The organism is Staphylococcus sp. HMSC071G07 (assembly GCF_001811435.1).
Taxonomy (GTDB): domain Bacteria; phylum Bacillota; class Bacilli; order Staphylococcales; family Staphylococcaceae; genus Staphylococcus; species Staphylococcus pettenkoferi.
On sequence record NZ_KV804750.1, the window covers coordinates 22,335 to 46,977 of the forward strand.

16 protein-coding genes are annotated in these 24,643 nt (G+C 39.0%); 15 read left to right on the forward strand and 1 reads right to left on the reverse strand.

Annotated elements, in window-relative coordinates:
- Positions 1 to 135 precede the first annotated feature (135 nt).
- From HMPREF2802_RS00150 to pyk, 8 genes are all read left to right on the forward strand, one after another.
- Positions 136 to 1,428 carry a DRTGG domain-containing protein gene (locus HMPREF2802_RS00150; RefSeq protein WP_070502377.1) on the forward strand — a complete coding sequence of 431 codons (1,293 nt, stop codon included), beginning with the start codon at positions 136 to 138 and terminating at the stop codon, positions 1,426 to 1,428.
- A gap of 197 nt (positions 1,429 to 1,625) precedes the next feature.
- Positions 1,626 to 2,561: a DHH family phosphoesterase gene (locus tag HMPREF2802_RS00155; RefSeq protein WP_070502378.1), complete on the forward strand. Its 936-nt coding sequence runs from the start codon at positions 1,626 to 1,628 to the stop codon at positions 2,559 to 2,561.
- Between the two features lie 14 nt (positions 2,562 to 2,575).
- Entirely contained in the window at positions 2,576 to 5,770 is a 3,195-nt protein-coding gene (locus HMPREF2802_RS00160) for a DNA polymerase III subunit alpha (protein WP_070502379.1), read from the forward strand.
- Positions 5,771 to 5,982: 212 nt separating this feature from the next.
- Positions 5,983 to 7,218 carry an NADP-dependent malic enzyme gene (locus tag HMPREF2802_RS00165; RefSeq protein WP_070502380.1) on the forward strand — a complete coding sequence of 412 codons (1,236 nt, stop codon included), beginning with the start codon at positions 5,983 to 5,985 and terminating at the stop codon, positions 7,216 to 7,218.
- A 265-nt stretch (positions 7,219 to 7,483) separates the two neighbouring features.
- A complete protein-coding gene (gene accD / locus HMPREF2802_RS00170; protein ID WP_002471215.1) occupies positions 7,484 to 8,350 on the forward strand; it encodes an acetyl-CoA carboxylase, carboxyltransferase subunit beta in 867 nt (288 codons plus the stop codon).
- Entirely contained in the window at positions 8,343 to 9,290 is a 948-nt protein-coding gene (locus tag HMPREF2802_RS00175; protein ID WP_070502381.1) for an acetyl-CoA carboxylase carboxyltransferase subunit alpha, read from the forward strand. Before accD ends, HMPREF2802_RS00175 begins: the two co-directional genes overlap by 8 nt.
- Before the next feature lie 323 nt (positions 9,291 to 9,613).
- Positions 9,614 to 10,582 carry a 6-phosphofructokinase gene (gene pfkA / locus HMPREF2802_RS00180; RefSeq protein ID WP_049411358.1) on the forward strand — a complete coding sequence of 323 codons (969 nt, stop codon included), beginning with the start codon at positions 9,614 to 9,616 and terminating at the stop codon, positions 10,580 to 10,582.
- Positions 10,583 to 10,604: 22 nt separating this feature from the next.
- On the forward strand, positions 10,605 to 12,365 hold the full coding sequence (gene pyk, locus HMPREF2802_RS00185; protein ID WP_070502382.1) for a pyruvate kinase: 1,761 nt from the start codon (positions 10,605 to 10,607) through the stop codon (positions 12,363 to 12,365).
- A gap of 239 nt (positions 12,366 to 12,604) precedes the next feature.
- On the opposite strand, the gene HMPREF2802_RS00190 is transcribed toward pyk, so the two are convergent.
- A complete protein-coding gene (locus HMPREF2802_RS00190; RefSeq protein WP_002471205.1) occupies positions 12,605 to 13,963 on the reverse strand; it encodes an amino acid permease in 1,359 nt (452 codons plus the stop codon).
- A gap of 711 nt (positions 13,964 to 14,674) precedes the next feature.
- Here HMPREF2802_RS00190 and HMPREF2802_RS00195 point away from each other — a divergent pair.
- From HMPREF2802_RS00195 to coaE, 7 genes are all read left to right on the forward strand, one after another.
- The gene (locus HMPREF2802_RS00195) at positions 14,675 to 15,796 is read left to right on the forward strand and encodes a citrate synthase (protein WP_070502383.1); all 1,122 of its coding nucleotides are present in this window, start codon (positions 14,675 to 14,677) and stop codon (positions 15,794 to 15,796) included.
- Positions 15,797 to 15,862: 66 nt separating this feature from the next.
- Positions 15,863 to 17,131 carry an NADP-dependent isocitrate dehydrogenase gene (gene icd / locus HMPREF2802_RS00200; protein WP_049407370.1) on the forward strand — a complete coding sequence of 423 codons (1,269 nt, stop codon included), beginning with the start codon at positions 15,863 to 15,865 and terminating at the stop codon, positions 17,129 to 17,131.
- A 234-nt stretch (positions 17,132 to 17,365) separates the two neighbouring features.
- On the forward strand, positions 17,366 to 18,073 hold the full coding sequence (locus tag HMPREF2802_RS00205; RefSeq protein WP_049411368.1) for a response regulator transcription factor: 708 nt from the start codon (positions 17,366 to 17,368) through the stop codon (positions 18,071 to 18,073).
- Positions 18,073 to 19,767 (forward strand): two-component system histidine kinase PnpS, encoded by a 1,695-nt coding sequence (gene pnpS, locus HMPREF2802_RS00210; protein WP_070502384.1) that lies wholly within the window; start codon positions 18,073 to 18,075, stop codon positions 19,765 to 19,767. Before HMPREF2802_RS00205 ends, pnpS begins: the two co-directional genes overlap by 1 nt.
- Before the next feature lie 377 nt (positions 19,768 to 20,144).
- The gene (gene polA, locus HMPREF2802_RS00215) at positions 20,145 to 22,775 is read left to right on the forward strand and encodes a DNA polymerase I (protein ID WP_070502385.1); all 2,631 of its coding nucleotides are present in this window, start codon (positions 20,145 to 20,147) and stop codon (positions 22,773 to 22,775) included.
- A 15-nt stretch (positions 22,776 to 22,790) separates the two neighbouring features.
- A complete protein-coding gene (mutM, locus tag HMPREF2802_RS00220; protein WP_070502386.1) occupies positions 22,791 to 23,663 on the forward strand; it encodes a bifunctional DNA-formamidopyrimidine glycosylase/DNA-(apurinic or apyrimidinic site) lyase in 873 nt (290 codons plus the stop codon).
- Positions 23,664 to 23,678: 15 nt separating this feature from the next.
- Positions 23,679 to 24,314 carry a dephospho-CoA kinase gene (gene coaE, locus HMPREF2802_RS00225; RefSeq protein ID WP_002470929.1) on the forward strand — a complete coding sequence of 212 codons (636 nt, stop codon included), beginning with the start codon at positions 23,679 to 23,681 and terminating at the stop codon, positions 24,312 to 24,314.
- Positions 24,315 to 24,643 lie beyond the last annotated feature (329 nt).

The window sequence follows — 24,643 nt, forward strand, 5'->3', positions numbered from 1 at the left end:
CAAAAATTTTATTATCAGCTACTGTAGTGGTGTAAAAAATGCAAACATGAAAAATATTAGTTACATAAATCGCATTTCCTTGCATTAAAAGTTATAATATGAGTATCAAAACTAATAAAACACGAGGTACAAAAGATGACTAAACATGAACAAATACTAGCACACATAGAATCGTTATCTGTTGGATCGAAAATATCAGTAAGAAAGATAGCTAAAGTCTTACGAGTGTCAGAGGGAACAGCGTATCGGGCAATTAAAGATGCTAGCCATATGGGATTAGTGGCGACTATAGATAGAGTAGGGACTGTACGTATTGAAAAGAAAGCGCGAGAACGTATAGAGCAATTAACCTATAACGAAATTGTATCTATCGTTGACGGAAAGGTACTCGGTGGTAGAAGAGGTCTTTATAGAACATTAACCAATTTCGCTATCGGCGCAATGGAAGTCGATGACGTGATGAAATACTTAACCTCCCATACATTACTCATCGTTGGAAATCGTCTGGAAGTTCAATATGAAGCACTGCAAAGAGGAACTGCTGTCCTCATCACAGGTGGTTTCAATACGTCTAAAAGCATTATCGACTACGCAGATAAATATGATATACCGGTAATTTCATGCAATTATGATTCGTACATGGCAGCGAATATTATTAACCGTTCATTATATAATAAGAAGATACGCACAGAAGTACTCGTTGTTGATGATATCGTGAAAGATATTGATGAAATTTGTGTCCTCTTTGAAGGGATGACTTTAGAAGATTATAAATATTACGCGAAGACAACGGGGCATTCCCGCTTCCCAGTTGTCAATCAAGATTGGCGTTTAACAGGGATCTTGACGAGTAAAGAGATTATTAACATGCGCAATGGCGATTGCGTCGAGCAGTTTATGACACGACCACCGATTTATGCGCAATTGCACACGACAGTGGCAAGTTGTGCGCACATGATGATTTGGGAAGGTATTGAGCTTCTACCAGTCATTTCACCGAGTAAAAAACTGGTCGGTGTCATTACTCGTGAAGATGTACTGAAAGCGATGCAAGTGATTGGTCAACAGCCGCACGTTGGTGAAACCATTAACGATCAAATTGCGAAACATATTACGATTAATAATGATGGCATTCACTTACAAGTTTCGCCATTGCTGACTAATCAGTTTGGAATGTTAAGTAAATCAGTCATCGTAGCGATTATTGAAGAGACCATTCGTTTTGAAATGCGTAAGTATAAAAAACTTGAAGTCATGATTGAAAGTTTAAATATCGTCTATATTAAGTCGTTACCTATTGAATCAGATATTGAAGTGAACTATGAAATGTTCGATGTGGGACGTAACTTTGCTAAGCTAGAAGTTAATATGTCGAGTGGTACACAGAAGGTAGCGAATGCAATTATTATGTGTCAGCTCATTGATTAGATGTACTTTTGATGTAGGTTATTATAATAAAATCAGTAAAGTGACTCGAAACGTCTATAAAGCATTTCGGGTCACTCTCGTTTTGTATGAGCTTGCACAGACATTTGATATAATGAAAGAGCATTTTTAAAAAGAGATTAATACCTGAAAGCAATAATTTAAAACATAGGCGTGAATATATAGAGGAGGAAATTGGAATGGCCAAAGAATTTGAATTAATCATGGATCGTGTGAAAGAAAATGAAACGGTGATTATCCATCGCCATGTGCGACCAGATCCAGATGCGTACGGTTCCCAGTTAGGATTACAACGTTATCTGCAACTTAAGTTCCCTGACAAAGCCATCTATGCAGTAGGAGAAACTGAGGCTTCGCTCGATTTCATGGGAACAACAGATCAAATTGAAGATGATTTGTATCAAGATGCGCTTGTCATTGTTTGTGATACAGCTAATGCACCTCGAATCAGTGACCAGCGTTACCAAAATGGTGCACATGTGTTGAAGATTGATCACCATCCAGCGACGGATCAATACGGTGAAGTCAATTACGTGAATGTAGATGCCTCTTCAACAAGTGAGATTATTTATGATATGATCACACATTTTAATGATCAATCTATAATCGATGCTGAAGTGGCACGCTTACTTTACTTAGGCATCGTAGGGGATACGGGAAGATTCCTCTTCAATAATACAACGCCTCATACGATGCACATTGCTGCTGAACTCTTAAGCTTCGACTTTGATCACATGAAAGCCTTAAATCAAATGGCTGAGAAAGATCCGCGACTCTTACCGTTCCAGGGCTATGTCTTACAGAACTTTGAGTTGAACGACCAAGGTTTCGCGAAAGTGCAAATCACTCAAGATATTCTTAAAAAATATGAACTTGAGCCGAACGAAGCGTCATTATTCGTCAATACGATTGCGGACATCCGTGGATTGAAGGTTTGGGTCTTTGCAGTTGATGAAGGTAAAGATATACGCTGTCGCATTCGCTCAAAAGGTATTGTTATTAATGATGTGGCTAACGATTTCGGTGGCGGAGGTCATCCAAACGCTTCAGGCGTCTCCGTACGTGACTGGGATCGTTTCAATGAACTTGCTACTGCGCTCAATAACAAGTTGTAAAAGGAGGAGAACTGATGGTAGCACATCTCAATATTCATACATCATATGATTTACTTCACTCAAGTCTACGTATTAAAGATGTGGTAAATAAAGCGGCTGACGAGGGTTATGAGGCGCTCGCAATTACGGATACGAACGTACTCTATGGCTATCCTCAGTTCTATGATGCTTGTAAGGAAGCGGGTATCAAACCTATTTTCGGTATGACCACGCATCTCACCGACAATTTGGATACTGCAGAAACTGTCTTGCTAGCACGAGATAATCAAGGGTTAGAAGATTTATATCAACTGTCTTCTGATATGCAACTTGAGTCGAGGGAAGAGATGCCGACAGATTGGTTATTGGATAAGTGCGAACATCTGATTGTTATTTTTAAAAAGGTATCAGGCAATGATCACTCACTAGTAAACGCTATCGCAGAGAAAGCGACTGTCTATCTCAATCATGAAAGTGAACCGCTTAATGATATACCTCGAGTGTGGATGCAAAGTGCGTATTACCTAGATAAAGTGGATGCGGATACGATTCCCGCCTTACACGCGATTAGAGATAATACGCAGTTAGATTTAGTGAAAGAAACGCAAGATTTAGATCAACACTTCTATCAACGAGAAGAGCTTAAAGCATTGGCGTTAGATGACAGTATTTGGCAGCACACGCAAGAGGTAGTAGAGCAATGTCATGCTGAAATTGAGTATCATCAATCTTTACTTCCTAAATTCGATACACCAGATGGCAGCAGTTCGAAAGGTTATCTCTGGCAACTTCTCCAACAAGGTTTACAGGATAAAGGTCTAGCTACTGAGCAATACGAAACACGTTTGAAACATGAATACGACATCATTACTACGATGGGATTTGAAGATTACTTCTTAATCGTCAGTGACTTAATTCATTATGCAAAGACGCATGACGTCATGGTAGGTCCTGGTCGTGGATCAGCAGCCGGTTCTCTCGTCAGTTATTTATTAAATATCACCACAGTCGATCCATTGGAATTCGATTTACTTTTTGAACGTTTCCTCAACCCAGAGAGGGTAACGATGCCGGATATTGATATCGACTTCGAGGATACGAAACGTGAGCGCGTCATTTCTTACGTGCAAGAGAAATATGGTGACTCACATGTTGCAGGTATTGTGACTTTTGGACATTTACAAGCACGTGCTGTAGCGCGAGATGTGGGTCGAATAATGGGCTTTGATGATATCACTTTAAACGAAATTTCCTCATTAATTCCACATAAGCATGGGATTACGTTAGAGGAAGCGTCACAAGGCAAGCGATTCCAAGCCTTTATTCATAGAAACTATCGCCATGAGAAATGGTTTGAGATTAGTAAAAAGTTAGAAGGTTTGCCACGTCATACTTCAACTCATGCGGCAGGTATCATTATTAATAATCATCCATTACATCATTATGTACCACTCGTTATGGGGGATAATGGCGTCCTAACACAATGGACAATGACTGAAGATGAACGCCTAGGACTGTTAAAGATTGACTTTCTTGGACTTAGAAACCTATCTATTATTCATCAAATTATTAAACAAGTGGCGTATCATCATAAAAAACACATAGATATTGAACATATACCATTCGACGACCCTAAAGTTTTTAAATTATTATCTCAAGGCAATACGACAGGTATCTTCCAACTCGAATCAGAGGGTATTCGCAATGTATTGAAGCGGTTGAAACCGCAACATTTCGAAGATATCGTAGCTGTGACGTCATTGTATCGTCCAGGCCCAATGGAAGAGATACCGACTTATATTGCCCGTCGTCATGATCCTTCTAAAGTGGCGTATATTCATCCTGACTTGAAACCCATTCTTCAGAATACTTATGGGGTTATTATTTACCAAGAGCAGATTATGCAAATAGCTAATCGCTTTGCTAATTTCGGGTATGGTGAAGCGGATATCTTACGTCGAGCGATGAGTAAAAAGAAATTATCGGTGCTTGAAAGTGAGCGTCAACACTTTATCGAAGGTGCCCGTTCCAATGGTTATGATGATAGTGTAAGCACTCAAATATTCGACCTGATTTTGAAATTTGCAAATTATGGCTTCGCACGTGCGCATGCTGTCAGCTACTCAAAAATTGCTTATATCATGGCTTATCTTAAAGTCCATTATCCGCAATATTTCTTTGCCAATATATTAACGAATGCCATTGGCGGTGGTCAGAAGACGAAGATGATGATTGATGAAGCGAAACACCAAGCTATTCCAATTCTGCCGCCTAATATCAACGAAAGTTATTGGTTCTATCGCGCGACGCCGAAAGGAATCTATTTATCTTTAGGCGCGATTAAAAGAGTAGGGTATCAAAGTGTGAAATCCATTGTGGATGAGCGTAAGGCCAATGGTCCATTTAAAGATTTCTTTGACTTTGCGAGACGTTTACCTAAACGTGTGAAGACACGCTCGACACTTGAAGCGTTAATTCTGGTAGGTGCTTTTGATCACTTTGGTCTTAATCGGGCCACATTACTCCATTCAATTGATGAAGTGCTAGATGATGTTAGTGATGTTGAACAAGATGGCTTTATTTTTGAAGCGCTCACTCCTAAAGTGAATATCGAAGAGAAAGAAGAATTGCCAGACAATGTCTTAAGTGATTATGAACGAGAATATCTAGGATTTTACATTACGAAACATCCAATGGAGAAACTTTTCGAGAAAAAGCAACAATACGGCATGTTCCAAATTGCGAACAGTAAGGATAACCAACCGTTGCTCATTCAAATAGATGAGGTTAAACGAATCCGTACTAAAAAAGGTCAAAATATGGCCTTTGTGACTTTGAATGATGGTAGAGATACGTTAGACGGTGTGCTCTTTCCGAATGTCTATAAGAGATACGAGTTAGATTTACAAGATGACAAACCGATGATCTGTTATGGTAAATACGAAACGCGTAACGACAAGTTACAGCTCATCGTCAATGATTTAATGTCAGTGGAGCAATTTGAAGCACAAAAGATGAAGCAAGCGAAATATCTCGTGGTACGGCAACCGCTACAAAATGTGTCTCAGAAATCGTTACTTAAGCAACAAGAAACAGAACGCGATTTACCCGTTTATTATTACAATCAAGCACAGCAACAGATAGAACCGATTGGTGTCATTGAGCGTAACAGGGAGAGTATTCAAGCCTTTCTCGAGTTGTTCTCGCCACGGGATGTAAGAATTGTATAACTTTAATCACTGTAAGAGGTATGATATAGTTAACTGATGGTTCGCAATGAGCAGCCATCAGTTTTTATGGTACTGAGTAGTTGAATTAAACGCCTCACTATACATTTTTATTACATCACTTAAGAAGAGAAGCATGTCAATTTCTGGATAGTTATGTAATAAAAGTGTATATTGATGGTTAACTTGGAATAGCTAGATAAAGGAGTGTTCAAATGACTTTAAGAGATGAAGCATTAGAGATGCACAGAAGAAATCAAGGTAAACTCGAAGTTGCACCTAAAGTTAAGGTGACAAACAAAGACGAACTGAGTTTAGCTTATTCTCCAGGTGTAGCTGAACCTTGTAAAGAAATTCATGAAGACCCTCGTAAGGTATTCGAGTATACTATGAAACGTAATACAGTAGCTGTAGTCAGTGATGGTACAGCAGTATTAGGTTTAGGCAACATCGGTGCAGAAGCAAGTATACCTGTTATGGAAGGGAAAGCAGTCTTATTCAAGAGTTTCTCTGGTATCGATGGCGTGCCTATTTCACTCAAGACCACAGATACAGATGAAATTGTTAATACTGTGAAATTATTAGAACCTAACTACGGTGGTATCAATTTAGAAGATATTTCAGCACCACGTTGCTTCGAGATTGAAGAGCGTCTTAAGAAAGAAACGAACATTCCAGTATTTCATGATGACCAACACGGTACAGCTATTGTCACTGTAGCAGGGCTTATCAATGCGCTACGCATCGTAGATAAAGACATGTCAGATATTAAAGTTGTCTTAAATGGTGCTGGTGCTGCAGGTATTGCTATAGTAAAATTATTATATTCCTATGGTATTCGTGATATGATTATGTGCGATTCTAAAGGGGCGATTTATGAAGGTCGTCGCCACGGTATGAATGAAACGAAAGAACAAGTGGCGAAATGGACCAATCGTGATAAAACAGAAGGCGATCTTGAAGAAGTAATTCAAGATGCAGATGTCTTTATCGGTGTGAGTGTTGCCGATATTTTAACGCAAGACATGGTACGTTCTATGGCAGATGACCCTATCATCTTTGCGATGGCTAACCCTAACCCTGAGATTAATCCTGATGAAGCGAAAGAAGCTGGAGCTAAAGTAATTGGTATAGGTCGTTCTGATAATCCAAACCAAATCAACAACGTGCTTGCATTCCCTGGTATCTTCAGAGGGGCACTCGACGTAGAAGCGACACACATCAATGAAGAAATGAAGCAAGCTGCGGTTGAAGCGATTGCAAATCTCATTGATTCAGACGAACTCGATCCAGATTATTGTATTCCGGGTCCGTTTGATTCTCGTGTCGCACCATCTGTTGCGCGTGAAGTAGCACGTGCGGCAATGGATTCTGGTGTAGCACGTATTGAAATTGATCCACAAGATGTTTATGATAAAACCATGAAATTAACGGATCTCAATGATCGATAAATGAGAACTTGTAAGTTAGGGTTGAACGTATAGAGTTCAACGCCTAACTTCCTAATACATATTTTACTTAGCTACGTAAGAAGATGTGAACCATTGTAGAGATATAGTTGATGTATTCGCACTTCTAATGCAAGAGATAATTGACTCGATGATAGCCGATGCAGGTTCATTCACCGAATTTAATTTAAACTAAGAGTATTGCAGTGTAGGATGCTCTTTGAAATCTACATGTAGCTACTACCATATGGCAATTGGAGGTTTACTGATGTTTAAAGACTTTTTTAACAGAAGCAGTAAAAAGAAAAAATACGTGACAGTATCGGACTCAAAACAGAATGAAGTCCCAGCTGGAATCATGACGAAATGCCCAAAATGTAAAAAGATTATGTATACGAAAGAACTAGCTGAGAATTTGAACGTTTGTTTCAACTGTGACCACCATCTTATCCTCACGGCACATGATCGTATCAATGCGATTGCTGATGAGGGGACGTTCGAAGAATTTGATAAAGGGATGACGTCAGCGAATCCACTCGATTTTCCAAGTTATGAAGAGAAAGTACAGAAAGACCAGAAGAAGACTGGCTTGAATGAAGCTGTCGTAACAGGTACGGCACAACTTGAAGGTATTGAATATGGCGTAGCAGTCATGGATTCACGCTTCCGTATGGGCAGCATGGGCTCTGTCGTAGGTGAGAAGATCTGTCGTATTATTGAACATTGTACGAAAGAACGTCTTCCATTTATCCTCTTCTCAGCAAGTGGTGGTGCACGAATGCAAGAAGGAATTATTTCACTCATGCAAATGGGTAAGACGAGCGTCTCCTTGAAACGCCATATGGATGCAGGTTTACTCTACATTTCTTATATTACTAATCCTACAACAGGAGGCGTTTCTGCAAGTTTCGCTTCAGTAGGCGATATCAATATCAGTGAACCTAAAGCACTCATCGGCTTTGCTGGTCGTCGTGTAATCGAACAGACGATTAATGAGAAATTGCCAGATGACTTCCAAACTTCTGAGTTCTTACTCGAACATGGTCAACTCGATAAAGTTGTGCATCGTAAAGATATGCGCAATACGTTGGCTAATTTATTAAAAATGCATCAAGAGGTGAATGAGAATGCTTGATTTCGAGAAACCGCTCTTTGAGATTAAAAGTAAAATTGAGTCCTTAAAAGAATCACAAGAGAAAAATGATGTCGACCTTCAAGAAGAAATCGATATGCTTGAAGCGTCACTCGACCGTGAAACGCAAAAGGTTTACACGAATCTCAAGCCATGGGACCGCGTACAACTCGCACGTTTACAAGAGCGCCCAACATCTCTTGATTACATTCCATATATCTTTGACTCTTTCATCGAACTCCACGGTGATCGTACTTTCCGCGATGATCCAGCTATGATTGGCGGAATTGGCTATTTGAATGGACAAGCTGTGACTGTTGTAGGTCAACAACGAGGGAAAGATACGAAAGATAATATTTATCGCAACTTCGGTATGGCTCATCCAGAAGGGTACCGTAAAGCTTTACGCTTAATGAAACAAGCCGAGAAATTCGGCCGTCCAATCTTTACGTTTATCGATACCAAAGGGGCATACCCAGGTAAAGCAGCTGAAGAACGTGGACAAAGTGAGTCTATTGCACGTAATCTTATTGAGATGGCTTCATTGTCTGTACCTGTGATTTCCATCGTCATTGGCGAAGGTGGTAGTGGTGGTGCCTTAGGTCTAGGTATTGCCAACCGTGTGCTCATGTTAGAGAATAGCACGTATTCAGTCATCTCTCCTGAAGGTGCAGCAGGTATTTTATGGAAAGATAGCAGTTTAGCGAAGATTGCTGCTGAAACGATGAAGATTACTGCTGATGATTTACACCAATTAGGTATTGCTGATGAGATTATCCATGAACCATTAGGCGGTGCACATAAAGACGTTGAGCAACAAGCTGAACGCATTAAAGCTGTATTTGAACAACAACTTGCTGATTTACAATCTCTTGACCAAGATGCATTGCTCGATCAGCGTTATGACAAGTTTAGATGTATTGGTGAAGTGAACGAAGGCTAAGCTTAGTTTTAAAATTTTATAAGTGAGTCCAACTCACATTTGAACTCCCCGCAAATGATTACAGATTTTCATTTGCGGGTTTGTTGTCTTATATTTACTTTATTACTAAAAAACATGTTTTAGCATAGCTGTTAGCGCTTAACTTTGATTATGACATACCAATAGCATCATCTTATCGATATAATATGACATACTTCATCATTGAATTGAATTAGTATAACCTTAAACGTTTTCATCGCTCATAAAGCCCTATATTAATAGCTTTAGAGCCTTTTTTATGGTATTTTAAAACTATGAATTCTAAGTAAGAAAGGTAAATCGTCATGAAAAAAATTGCAGTCTTAACGAGCGGCGGAGATTCACCCGGTATGAACGCAGCTGTCCGAGCAGTTGTTCGAACAGCAATTTATAATGATATTGAAGTTTACGGAATTTACCATGGATATCAGGGATTAATCAATGATGATATTCATCAACTTGATTTAGGTGCAGTAGGGGATACAATCCAACGTGGAGGAACGTTCCTCTATTCAGCACGCTGTCCAGAGTTTAAAGAAGAAAGTGTTCGTCAACGAGGGATTGAGAACCTACGTAAAAGGGGTATAGAAGGACTAGTAGTCATCGGTGGCGATGGTAGTTACCGTGGCGCGCAACGTATCAGTGAGGAATGTAAAGACATTCAAACGATTGGTGTGCCAGGTACGATTGACAATGACATCAATGGTACAGATTTCACTATTGGTTTTGATACAGCGCTCAATACAATTATTGAGTCTGTCGACAAGATTCGTGATACTGCGTCCAGTCACGCCCGTACTTTTATCATTGAAGTGATGGGTAGAGACTGCGGTGACCTTGCGCTATGGGCAGGTCTCTCAGTCGGCGCAGAAACAATCATCTTACCAGAAGTGGATACAGATATTAAAGAAATTGCAGAACGTATTGAGAACGGTATTAAAAGAGGTAAGAAACATTCAATCATCATGGTTGCTGAAGGTTGTATGTCTGGTGAAGAATGTTCAAAAGAATTATTGAAATACATCAATGTTGATGCACGTGTATCTGTACTCGGACACATTCAGCGCGGCGGTAGTCCATCAGGACAGGATCGTGTCTTAGCATCACGACTCGGTGGCTATGCAGTTGAATTATTGCTAGATGGTAAAACAGCACTTGGTGTCGGTATTAGAAATAATGCACTCACTTCTACACCATTTGAAGAAATCTTTAGAAATAATAAACATGAGTTTGACTATAATATGTTTAAATTAACGAAAGAACTTTCTATATAGAGAAACAGGAGGTCATTTAATAATGAGAAAGACAAAGATTGTTTGTACAATTGGTCCAGCTTCAGAATCTGAAGAAATGATTGAAAAGTTGATGAAAGCCGGCATGAACGTTGCACGCTTAAACTTTTCACATGGTGATCATGATGAGCATAAAGCACGTATCGATACGATTCGTAAAGTTGCGAAACGCTTAAACAAGACGGTAGGTATCCTACTTGATACAAAAGGACCTGAAATTCGTACTCACAACATGAAAGATGGTGTGATTGAACTTGAGAAAGGCTCAGAAGTTGTTGTGAGCATGACAGAAGTTGAAGGTACACCTGACAAGATTTCTGTGACATATGATCATCTCATTGATGACGTGGATGAAGGTTCTTACATTCTACTCGACGATGGTCTTATCGAACTACAAGTTAAAAGTATTGACAAAGAAAAAGGCGAAGTGCTCTGTGACGTACTTAACACAGGCGAATTGAAAAATAAAAAAGGTGTGAACCTACCAGGAGTGAAAGTGAACCTCCCTGGTATTACAGATAAAGATGCGAATGATATTCACTTCGGTATTGAACAAGGTATCGATTTCATCGCTGCTAGTTTCGTACGTCGCCCAAGTGATGTATTAGACATTCGCAAGATTCTTGAAGAAGAGAATTGTGACACAATCAGTATCATTCCTAAGATTGAGAACCAAGAAGGTATCGACAACATTAAAGAGATTCTTCAAGTATCAGATGGCCTCATGGTTGCGCGTGGTGACATGGGTGTTGAAATTCCACCTGAATCCGTACCAATGGTTCAAAAAGATTTAATTAGACAATGTAATAAACTTGGTAAACCAGTTATTACAGCGACTCAAATGTTAGATTCTATGCAACACAATCCTCGTGCGACACGTGCCGAAGCCAGTGACGTAGCTAACGCTATTTACGATGGTACAGATGCAGTTATGCTTTCAGGTGAAACAGCTGCAGGACAATATCCAGAAGAAGCAGTGAAAACGATGCGTAATATCGCAGTTTCTGCTGAAGGCGCACAAGATTATAGAAAGCTATTATCTGACCGTACAAATCTCGTTCAAACTTCACTCGTGAATGCGATTGGGGTATCTGTAGCGCATACTGCTTTAAACTTAAATGTCAAAGCAATCGTTGCAGCAACAGAAAGTGGTTCTACTGCACGCACAATTTCTAAATATCGTCCACACTCTGATATCATCGCAGTAACACCACATCCTGAAACAGCACGTCAATGTGCGATTGTCTGGGGTATCCACCCAGTCGTTAAAGAAGGACGTAAGACTACAGACGCCTTGCTCAACAATGCAGTTGCGACTGCTGTAGAAACTGAGCGTGTTCAGAATGGTGACCTCATCATCATCACTGCAGGTGTTCCAACAGGTGAACCAGGTACGACAAACATGATGAAACTTCACTTAGTAGGTGACGAACTCGCAAACGGTACAGGTGTAGGTCGTAACTCAGTTGTAGGTCATACAGTGATCGCGAAAGACGCCCGTGACTTAGAAGGTAAAGACTTATCTGATGCCGTTATCGTAACGACTTCAGTTGATGAGTCTATCATCCCTTACATTGAAGAGGCAGTGGGCTTAGTTACTGAAGAAAGCGGTATTACTTCTCCAAGTGCGATTATCGGTCTCGAGAAAGGTATTCCGACAGTTGTAGGTGTTGACAATGCAATTAACGAATTTGAAGAGGGCGCTTTAGTAACAGTAGATGCAAACCAAGGTAAGATCTTCGAAGGTTACGCAAACGTGCTTTAATTTACAGTTAAAGCGTTTGTAGCTATAGGTAAAATGAGAGTAGGACAGGGAATGAATTTATTCCTTGTCCTACTTTTTCTTATGATATGGTTAGAATATGAAGTGTACATTTCAAGAACTTATATTTCGCTTATTTAAGATATAAGAAAGCCTGACCACATGAGTAGATGCAGTCAGGCAACATTAATTTGATAGATATTCAAATTAAACTAGTGTATAGAATCATCTTCTTCGTTTACTTAGCTCTGTTTTGTTACTTTCTTATAACGTAAGTACATCAAGATTAAGATAATGAACCAAATTGGTGTAATATAGATTCCGATTCTTGTTTCTTGATTGACGAATAAGAGGGCGAAGATGACAAGGAAGAATACGAGTATAATATAACCCATGTATTTTCCACCAGGTAATTTATATTTCGCTTTCTTATGACTTTCAGGATTATCATGATGATACTTAATATACGCGAGTGTAATCAGCATCCAAACAATGATAAATAGTACTGTAGAAAGTGTTGTTACGTACGTAAACACTAACGTTGAGTTCGGAATAACGTAGTTTAAAAATGCTGCGATAAAGAGTAATGCTGATGATACGATGATACCCATATGTGGAACACCGTTTTTATTCGTACTTTCAAAGATAGGCGGTGCTTGTTCCTTTTTAGATAAACCGAAGAGCATACGACTATTTGAAAAGATACCACTGTTACAAGATGAAGCAGCAGCAGTAAGTACGACAAAGTTAATGATACCCGCAGCAAATGGTATACCGATTAACGCAAATAATTTAACGAAAGGACTGTCATCTGGATTGATTTGTGTCCAAGGAATGATTGACATAATAACGGCTAAGGCACCTACGTAGAATACAAGGATACGTAAAGGCACGCTATTGATAGCTTTCGGAATAATTGTCTTTGGATCTTTCGTCTCACCAGCTGTCACACCGATTAACTCAATACCTACAAATGAGAAAGTTGCCATTTGGAAGGACATCATAAAACCGTTGAGCCCATCTGAGAAGAAACCGTGTTTGTAAATATTTGATAGTGACGCGTGTCCGAACGGTGTTTTAAACGCAAAAACAATCATTACTATACCGATGACGATTAAAGCAATAATCGTTACTACTTTAATGATTGCAAACCAGAATTCTAACTCACCAAATAACTTAGCACTGAGTAAGTTGAGAAACATCAGGAAGAGTACACAGAATAATGCAGTAACCCAGTTGGGTATTTCTGGGAACCAATAACTCACGTATTTCGCTACTGCTGTAACTTCTGCCATACCTGTGATGACCCAGCTAAGCCAGTAAGTCCATCCAGTGACGAATCCCGCGAAAGGTCCTAAGTAATGTGCAGTTACATCTGCAAAAGATTTAAATCCTGTATTCGCGACTAATATTTCCCCCAAACCTCTCATAAACATGAAGAGCATAAATCCTATGATGATATATGTTAATAGGATTGATGGCCCAGTGAGGTGGATCGTTTGTCCAGCACCTAAGAATAAACCTGTACCGATTGCGCCACCGATGGCAATGAGCTGGACATGGCGGCTACTTAATTCTCGCTGTAATTGTTGTTTTGCCATGATTATTACTCCTTTGTTGGATTTCTTTGATCTGTTCATAGCAGCCAAATTAGGTGTGGAACTCAACTACTATGTGTGATCACAAATCAGTGTCATAACTCATCTAGCTGTAAACTAACTTATTGTGATAACACGATCCCCTTTATTAAAAGTGAAGTGAGTGCGTTTCTAACTAATAACTACGTGACTTATTTTCTATCAAGTTGATTGAATATTGTGAAAGCGATTCCGGTGTTTCACAACGCTCAATACGAAGGTCACTCTAGTTCGTTGTAGCGGCTAGCGTACACTCACTTATCTTAATAAACCTATTATGATACTTTTTTAAGGATAAGACAATTATTTTTAGTATATAAGTGTAAAACTGCTCTACAATGTTCATATATTGTTATTAACAGTGATAAAGAATTGAAAAGCATAGAAAAATTGATGTGAAAGCGATTTACCCTTAAAATATAGATATATCAAACTTCATGATGGATCTACACCATAATGAAATAACACAATAATTTCATATAAGAATGGCATGCGTTTAGTTTGACGTAAAAGGGTAAAGTATAAGGAAAGTCGTATGTGTTGAATCAGATAATATCAACTTTATTGTTAGTTATCAGCAACCATACTAAGTTATAAGGTTTCATAATTACATGAATTTCGGTATAATATACGTTGAAAGCCATTTCATTATGAAAGAGAAAAGGGGAATTTATCATGGCAGAATTACAAAAAGGCCTAGAAGGGGTTATCGCAGCTGAAACAAAAGTAAGCTCAATCATCGATAGTCAATTAACATATGCGGGCTATGATATTGATGATTTAGCTGAAAATGCAGAATTTGAAGAAATCATCTATTTATTATGGCACTACAAATTGCCTAATAAACAAGAACTTAAAGAACTCAAAGAGAAGTTACATGAGTATATGCCGCTCAACGATAGTGTCTATAACCACTTCAAAGAATACGCTGCAGATCATGTTCACCCGATGACTGCTTTAAGAACTTCAGTATCTTACATCGCACACTTCGATCCAGATGCTGAAGACGAAGGTGAAGATAAGAAATTTGAACGTGCAATCCGCATTCAAGCTAAGATTGCATCACTTGTTACTGCGTTTGCCCGTGTGCGTGAAGGTAAAGAACCTGTTATGCCTAACAAAGACTTAAGCTATGCAGGCAACTTCCTTTACATGTTACGTGGTGAAGTGCCTACAGACATCGAAGTTGAAGCATTTAACAAAGCATTAGTATTACATGCTGACCACGAATTAAACGCATCAGCATTCACAGCAAGATGTGCAGTTTCTTCATTATCTGATATGTATTCAGGTATCGTGGCTGCCGTTGGTTCATTAAAAGGACCTTTACACGGTGGTGCAAACGAACGTGTTATGAACATGCTTTCAGATGTGAAGACGGTTGACGCTGTAGATGACTATATTGATGAAAAAATTAAAAATAAAGAAAAAATCATGGGCTTCGGACATCGTGTATACAAAGATGGCGACCCACGTGCGAAATACTTGAAAGAAATGAGTAAGAAGATTACAGAAGAAACAGGCCAAAGCCAACTCTTCGATATCTCTGTGAAAATCGCAGATAAAATGCACGAAGAAAAAGGATTAATTCCTAATGTTGACTTCTATAGTGCAACTGTTTATCACAGCTTAAACATTTCTCACGATTTATTCACACCAATCTTTGCCGTAAGTCGTACTTCAGGTTGGATTGCTCACATGTTAGAACAATATAGAGACAACCGTATCATCAGACCACGTGCACAATACATTGGTGAAACAAATCGTACTTACTTACCAATTGAAGAACGTGACTAAGCGCTTCAATTGCAGTAAGGCATAATTGACTCAATACTAAAACTAGTAAAAGCGGAGGTTTAACTCATGGCAGGAGACAAAATTGTAAAACAAAAAGATGGTTTAAACGTACCTAACGAACCAATCATTCCATTCATTATCGGTGACGGTATTGGACCAGATATTTGGAAAGCTGCAAGTCGTGTAATCGATGCTGCAGTTGAAAAAGCATACAATGGCGAAAAACGCATTGAATGGAAAGAAGTATTAGCAGGTCAAAAAGCTTATGACGAAACTGGCGAATGGTTACCACAAGAAACGTTAGACACAATTAAAGATTACCTTATCGCAATCAAAGGACCTTTAACTACACCAATCGGTGGAGGTATCCGTTCACTTAACGTTGCATTACGTCAAGAATTAGACTTATTCACTTGCTTACGTCCAGTTAGATGGTTCAAAGGTGTACCTTCACCAGTTAAACGTCCTGAAGATACTGATATGGTTATCTTCCGTGAAAATACAGAAGATATCTACGCAGGTATCGAATACAAAGAAGGAACTCCAGAAGTTAAAAAATTAATCGACTTCTTACAAAATGAAATGGGCGTTTCAAACATCCGTTTCCCTGAAACTTCAGGTATCGGTGTGAAACCTGTTTCTAAAGAAGGTACAGAACGTCTCGTACGTGCTGCAATCAACTACGCTATTGAAAACAACCGCAAATCAGTGACTTTAGTACACAAAGGTAACATCATGAAATTCACTGAAGGTGCGTTCAAACAATGGGGTTACGATCTTGCACACAACGAATTTGGCGACAAAGTATTCACTTGGCAACAATACGATGAAATCGTTGAGAAAGACGGTAAAGATGCAGCGAACGAAGCACAAGAAAAAGCTGAAAAAGATGGTAAAATTATCATCAAAGACTCAATTGCTGACATCTTCTTACAACAAATCTTAACTCGTCCAGCTGATCACGACGTAGTAGCAACTATGAACTTAAATGGTGACTACGTTTCTGACGCGCTTGCTGCTCAAGTTGGCGGTATCGGAATTGCACCTGGTGCAAACATTAACTATGAAACAGGTCACGCGATCTTTGAAGCGACTCATGGTACAGCACCTAAATATGCTGACATGAACAAAGTTAACCCTTCTTCAGAAATCTTAAGTGCCGTACTTATGCTTGAACACTTAGGATGGCAAGAAGCTGCTGATAAGATTACAGAAGCTATTGAAACTACAATTGCTTCTAAAGTAGTAACTTATGACTTTGCACGTTTAATGGAAGGTGCAGAAGAAGTTTCTACTTCAGCATTTGCTGACGAATTAATCAAAAACATTAAATAATTAATTAAACGTACTCATCTTTAATAGATGACTAAGAGGTTAGGCAACCATGCGTTGCTTAGCCTCTTTTTTAATTTTTATAAAGAATCGCCACCATGAAATCAATGTAAATTTCCATTCTCTCATTAAATTTTTATAATGAATTGTTAAGTTTATGTAAAAGGTATTTTAACCTATAATAATTTAAATTAAACTTGGAGTATAAGCGAGTGAATTCAGTTCTGGAGGTATCCTATGTCTTATAAAGTATTAGTTGTAGATGATGAGCAATCAATCGTAACATTATTAAAGTACAATTTAGAACAAGCAGGCTACATGGTGGATGTGGCTTACGATGGTAATGAGGCATTGAGCAAGCTAGAAACATTTAATCCTGACCTCATTGTTCTCGATGTCATGTTACCTGAGAAAGATGGTATTGAAGTATGTAAGACGATTCGTACAGAGAAGAACCTAGTGCCAATCTTGATGTTAACTGCTAAAGATGATGAGTTTGATCGCGTACTTGGCTTGGAGTTAGGCGCTGATGATTATATGACGAAACCATTCTCACCTAGAGAAGTTGTAGCTAGAGTTAAAGCTATATTACGACGTTCAGAAATGGTTCAAACTGCTAGCCAAGACGATACAGATGAAGATATTATCATCGGCTCCATACGCATACGCCCTGATTTCTTTGAAGTTTATAAAGATGATGAGTTATTAGAATTAACACCAAAAGAGTTTGAATTGTTGCTCTATTTAATAGAGCGTCAAGGTCGTGTGATGTCACGCGAACATATGTTGAACTCCGTGTGGAATTATGAGTTTGCAGGTGATTCAAGAATTGTAGATGTACATGTGAGTCACTTACGTGACAAATTGGAAGAGAATCCGAAACAACCGACATTAATTAAGACAGTACGTGGCTTAGGTTATAAATTGGAGCGTCCCAAAGATTAATGCTGAAATTTCATCATAAGCTTCTGCTATTGTTGTGGACTGTTACAATCGTTAGTTTTATCTTACTCGGCATTATTGTCACGCATGTAGTGACTCAGGTTGTCTTCGATAGTCAAGAGCGTGAATTAGCGCATGAGAGTGAGCATTATGTCGATCTGTTCAAACACGGCAAGAAAGATCAACTCAAAAATATTATTGAAAATAAAGCATTGACGGTTGCGATTCATAAGCACGGACAAGAGGTTTTTACTGAAAAGGGAAAAGTAGCCACGAATCCAAATATCACTGAGGAAGCGAATCCGACACATTTTATCTATGATCAACACCAAGGGAAACATCGGTTCACCTCATTAAATCATTCAGGAAATTATCGTGTAATCATCAGCGGAGTAGATGATAAAGTGCACGACTTAAGGATTCAGATATGGAAGTATCTTGCGCTTATCGGTGTAGTGGTCATGATTCTGCTATATTTGATCGTACGGTACATACATCGTTCTTATATTCGTCCAATCAATGATGTGACCTATGCGACATCTCTGCTCGTGGAGGGTCATTATCATATTCGAATTCCTGAAAGTAATGTGAAAGAAACGAAAGCGCTCTTCGTGACGACGAATAAATTAGCGCGACAGCTTCAACGACTCAATCATGCTCAGAAGTTGCAAGCACATCGACTGACGACTACGATAGAGAATATTCCAAGTTCTATCTTGATGATTAATAACCGAGGAGAAGTGGTGGTAGTCAACCAAGCGTACTATCATAACTTTAAGCCTACCGCTTCACTGAAAGGGGAGCGTTACTCCACATGTCTTAACCCTAAATTACAACAATATGTAGCCGAAAGTTTCAAGACTGAAAAACCGATGTACGAACAAATTAATCTTCAACTGACAGAGGTTCACGACAAATACTTTGACATGGCTTGTGTCCCTGTCCACTCTAGCAATCAGAAGTATCTCTATGGCATTATCGTCGTTCTTCACGATATCACACAGTTGAAGAAATTAGAGAATTTACGTCGAGAATTCGTGGCGAATGTTTCCCATGAGTTAAAGACACCGATTACGTCTATTAAAGGCTTTTCTGAAACTCTGCTTGATGGCGCAACGCAAGACACTGACTCCCTAGAGATGTTCCTCAACATTATTCATAAAGAATCCGAACGCATAGAATCGCTCGTTTCAGATTTACTAGATCTTTCACATATAGAGCAACAAGCGTCGCTAACGACAGAACGGTTAAACATGTCTGAACTGACGCTTGAAGCCGTATTGAACTTGAAGCATCTTGCGTCGGAGAAAGCGATTCAAATCATTGATGATATTGATGAAGATATCTTTGTGAAGGGTCATCGTGACAAACTTATGCAGGTCATTGTGAATCTAATTTCTAATGCGATTAGTTATTCTACTGCTGAAAGCCAAATACAAGTGAGGTTAACTCGTCTCATGCATCAATGTTTATTAGAGATTGAAGACCAAGGGATGGGTATTGCGCCCGAAGATCAATCACGTATTTTCGAACGTTTCTACCGTGTGGATAAAGCGCGAAGTCGTGACTCTGGTGGAACGGGTCTCGGCTTATCGATTACGAAACATATTATTGAAGCGCACGAAGGTCAGATTGAAGTCGACAGTGAGTTGGGCGAAGGTTCAACGTTTAAAGTGACTTTAGATTTGAGTGAGTGATGTAAGGGTTTTGTTGATCCAGAACTTGAGGACTGTTTTTGTAAAAGTAAGGTGAGTATAGCTGTTAAAATTTCAATTTATCTGACGAGTTCTAAGCCTATTTTGGAGTGGCAAGTATCTCAGAATAAGGGATGCTTGTCACTTTTGTGTATTATAAATACGTTTCAAAATATGCGTTCAATCTCACAATTGTTGTTGTTAACAAGCGAAATTTCAATACCTTTTACTCAGTACAGCTTCTCATTTTGAAAGAGCTTTTAACATGTTTATAAGTATTTCCTTAACTCACGGTCATCCAACTGATCTATTGCTTATAGGTTCGGGTGAACTTCGGTTTATGGTAAAATGGGAGTAAACGAACGTTGGAGGTTACAAGATTGAGTAAATTAGTCTTAGTTGACGGCAATAGTTTAAGTTTCCGTGCTTTCTATGCTTTACCGTTATTACAGAATAAGGCCGGCATACATACGAATGCGATTTATGGTTTCGCGATGTTGTTAGAGAAAATATTAAAAGAAGAGCAACCGGACCATTTCTTAGTTGCATTTGACGCCGGAAAGACCACTTTTAGACATCAAACCTATGGTGATTACAAAGGCGGTAGACAGAAGACGCCTCCTGAATTAAGTGAGCAGTTTCCATACATTCGACAACTTTTAGATGCGTATCAAATCAAACATTACGAACTTGACAATTACGAGGCCGATGACATCATTGGTACGTTGAGTAAAGAAGCCGATCAAGCTGGCATGGATACCATCATCATTACCGGCGACCGAGATCTCACTCAACTTGCGACAGAACGTGTGACGATTTACTACACGAAGAAAGGTGTTACTGACGTCGATCATTATACACCTGAGTTTATTGCGGAGAAATACAACGGTATTCAACCTAAACAAATTATTGATATGAAAGGTCTGATGGGTGATACTTCAGACAACATTCCTGGCGTGGCAGGGGTAGGTGAGAAGACAGCGTTGAAATTGTTAAATCAATTTGAGTCTGTTGAAGGTGTTTATGAACATATAGATGATGTATCAGGTAAAAAGTTAAAAGAAAAGCTAGAGAATGGTAAGTCTGATGCGTTGATGAGTAAACAGTTAGCGACAATAAACGTGGATAGTCCACTAGAAGTTAACTTGAAAGATACACAACTTCCAGAATCTATTGATGAACAAGATAAAATAGAATTGTTCAAGAAATTGGAATTTAATCAGCTACTTAACAATTTAGATGTTGAATCTGTTGATAGTGGAGATACAGAATTAGATATTGAAGTTCAAACTTCGTTAGACGCTATTGATTATACTCAACTCGCCTCAGCTACGATCCATTTCGAAATTGATGGCAGTAATTATCTGAAAGATGATATGCTTAAATTCGGTATTTATGCGCAAGATCAACATGTAGTGGTTGATGCTCAAGCAGCTGCGGCGCATGATGCTCTAGTTAAATGGTTGGAAGATCCGAATACTGAGAAAGTGGTTTATGACGCTAAGAAAACTTATGTCGTTGCGCATCGATTGGATATTCAGATTGAAGGCATCCAATTTGATGCTATGCTAGCAAGTTACATTATCGACCCATCACGTTCTATTGGTGATGTGAAGTCTGTTGTTGAGCATTATAACCAATATTACGTACCTTCAGAGATACAAGTTTATGGCAAAGGTAAGAAACGTGCGGTGCCTGAAGATGATGTTCTGAACGAATACGTAGGTAAGATTGTTCACAGTATTTCAGAAAGTAAGCCAGAAATGATAGATCAGTTAACAGCGCATCAACAATGTGAATTACTCAATGATATAGAGTTGCCACTTGCTCGCATCCTTAGTGAAATGGAAGAAACAGGCGTTTATACTGATCGATCTGACTTAGAAGAAATGGAGCAAGAAATTAAAGAGAAACTTGACGTTTTAGTTCAACAAATTTATGATGCGGCTGGTGAAGAATTTAATGTGAATTCACCTAAGCAATTGGGTGTGGTACTCTTCGAAAAACTTGAACTCCCTGTGATCAAGAAGACGAAGACGGGTTACTCAACAGCTGTAGATGTGCTTGAACAACTTCAAGGTGAACACCCAATTATCGACTACATTCTTGATTATCGTCAGCTTGCGAAACTTCAATCAACTTATGTTGAAGGCTTACAGAAGATGATTAGTAAAGATCAACGCATCCATACGCGTTTTAACCAAACACTTGCGCAAACAGGTCGTCTCTCATCTGTAGATCCTAACTTGCAAAATATTCCTGTACGTTTAGAAGAAGGGAAACGCATACGTAAAGCATTCAAACCGACACATAAGGACAGTGTCATCTTCTCAGCCGACTATTCACAAATCGAACTACGCGTACTGGCACATATCACAGGCGATGAAAGTATGAAACAAGCCTTTATTCATGATCATGATGTGCATACGGCTACGGCTATGAAAGTGTTTAATGTGGAAGCGGATGAGGTCGACAGTTTAATGCGTCGTCAGGCGAAAGCAGTTAACTTTGGTATCGTTTACGGTATTAGTGACTATGGTCTTAGCCAAAGTCTAGGTATTACGCGTAAACAAGCGAAGCAATTTATCGATGATTATTTAGATAGCTTCCCAGGCGTGAAAGAATATATGCATAATATTAAAAAAGAAGCTAAAGCGAATGGGTATGTTGAGACATTGCTGCACCGTCGCCGTTATTTACCAGATATTTCAAGTCGCAACTTTAATATGAGAAGTTTCGCTGAACGTACAGCAATGAATACACCGATTCAAGGTAGTGCAGCAGATATTATCAAACTCGCGATGGTCAATTACGCGAATGCTATTCAAGATAGTGACTTTAATGCTACGTTATTGCTTCAAGTTCACGACGAACTTATCTTTGAGATTCCAAAGGACGAAGTAGATGCGTTTAGTGAATTTGTGATTGATATTATGGAACATGCATTAGAGCTCGATGTACCATTAAAGGTTGAATCTAGTTATGGTGCAACTTGGTATGATGCGAAGTAGAAAGAAGGTGAGCATATGCCAGAGTTACCAGAAGTTGAACATGTGAAGCGAGGTATCGCGCCTGGTGTAGAAGGTACTACGATTCAAGAGGTACAGTTTTCAGAACAGGTTAAGCTAGGTAAAAATAATCAAAGAGAAACGATTATTAAAGGACTGGAACTGGATACCTTTAAAACGTTTACAGAAGGTTATACCATTAATCATATTGAACGTCGTAGTAAGTATATTTACTTTCATCTACAACGGGGTGACGAGACACGTATCATGGTAAGTCATCTCGGTATGACAGGCGGGTACTTCGTAGTCAACGAATTAGATGATATAGGTAATCATAATTATCGTAAACACTGGCACGTCATCTTTCATTTAGATAATAACAAGATGTTAGTGTATGCAGATATTCGTCGATTCGGTGAAATACGTAACATTCCAGAATTAGCAGCCTATCCACCTTTGTTAGAAATTGCACCGGAACCGTTTAAAGAAGAAGCGTTACAACATTATCTATCTTATTTTAATGAAAGAAAATTTCTTAAAAAACCAATTAAAGCTATGATTCTTGATCATCGTGTGATTGCTGGATGCGGAAATATCTATGCATGTGAAGCGCTCTTCCGTGCTGGTATCCATCCTGCTCGCAAAGCCAATAGTCTCACGATGCAAGAACGCAAATTATTATTCTATTATATTAGAGAAGTATTAGAAGAAGGAATCCGCTATGGTGGGACAAGTATTTCCGATTATGTTCATTCCGATGGACGGCGTGGTGAAATGCAAAACCGCTTAAATGTCTATAAGCAAGACACATGCAAAGTTTGCGGAACTCCTATCGAAAGGCAGGTTATTGCGACTAGAAATAGTCATTTCTGCCCAGAATGTCAAAGTTAAAGAAAGAGGGAAAGTATGCCTAAAGTAATTGGACTTACAGGTGGAATTGCGACAGGCAAATCTACCGTTTCAGAACTACTATCAGCTCACGGTTTCAAGATTGTGGATGCTGATATCGCTGCAAGACAAGCAGTCGCGAAAGGTTCACATGGCTTAGAACAAGTCCGCGAAGCCTTTGGCGATGATGCGATCACAGAAGAGGGTGAGATGGACCGCGCTTATGTGGGCGATATTGTTTTTAAACAACCTGAGAAGAGAGTTGAACTCAATAATATTATTCACCCCATCGTGCGTGAAATTATGGACAAAAAGAAAGCGGAATATGTGGCGGAAGGTCACAATGTGATTATGGACATTCCCTTATTATTTGAAAACGAACTACAGGATACAGTGGATGAAGTGTGGTTAGTCTACACCTCTGAAAGTATTCAAATCGATCGTCTTATGGAAAGAAATGATCTTTCTGCTGATGATGCCAAGGCTAGAATTTATAGCCAAATTTCAATTGATAAGAAACGTCGCATGGCTGATCATGTTATTGATAACCGTGATAGCAAATTAGAGTTAAAACAGAATCTTGAACGCTTGCTACTCGATGAAGGTTATATTAATCAAACGCTTGAAGATGACGAGGATGAAGCACAAGCTTGATGTAAAATGCATGCGTCTTTGAATGAAATTGAATAAAGTATAATGTTCGCTTATGCATCGGATATGTGATAGTTGAACAGATGCGAAGTAGCTATAGAAATCTCAAATTATGAGGCGTTTCTATAGCTATTTTTCGTTAAAAGGTGGAGAGTGGGAGAGTCTCACATCTCGGTAGTGAAATAGTGGGCAAGCGTAGAAAGTACCATGGTTGGGATATAAATGTAAGTAAGTTACTAATTTAATATGCATTGAAAGGTGATAGTGCTATATAGATGTTCCCTAATTTATAAATATCAGCCGACACGTCTATGTAAGCTTTTTCATAAAGT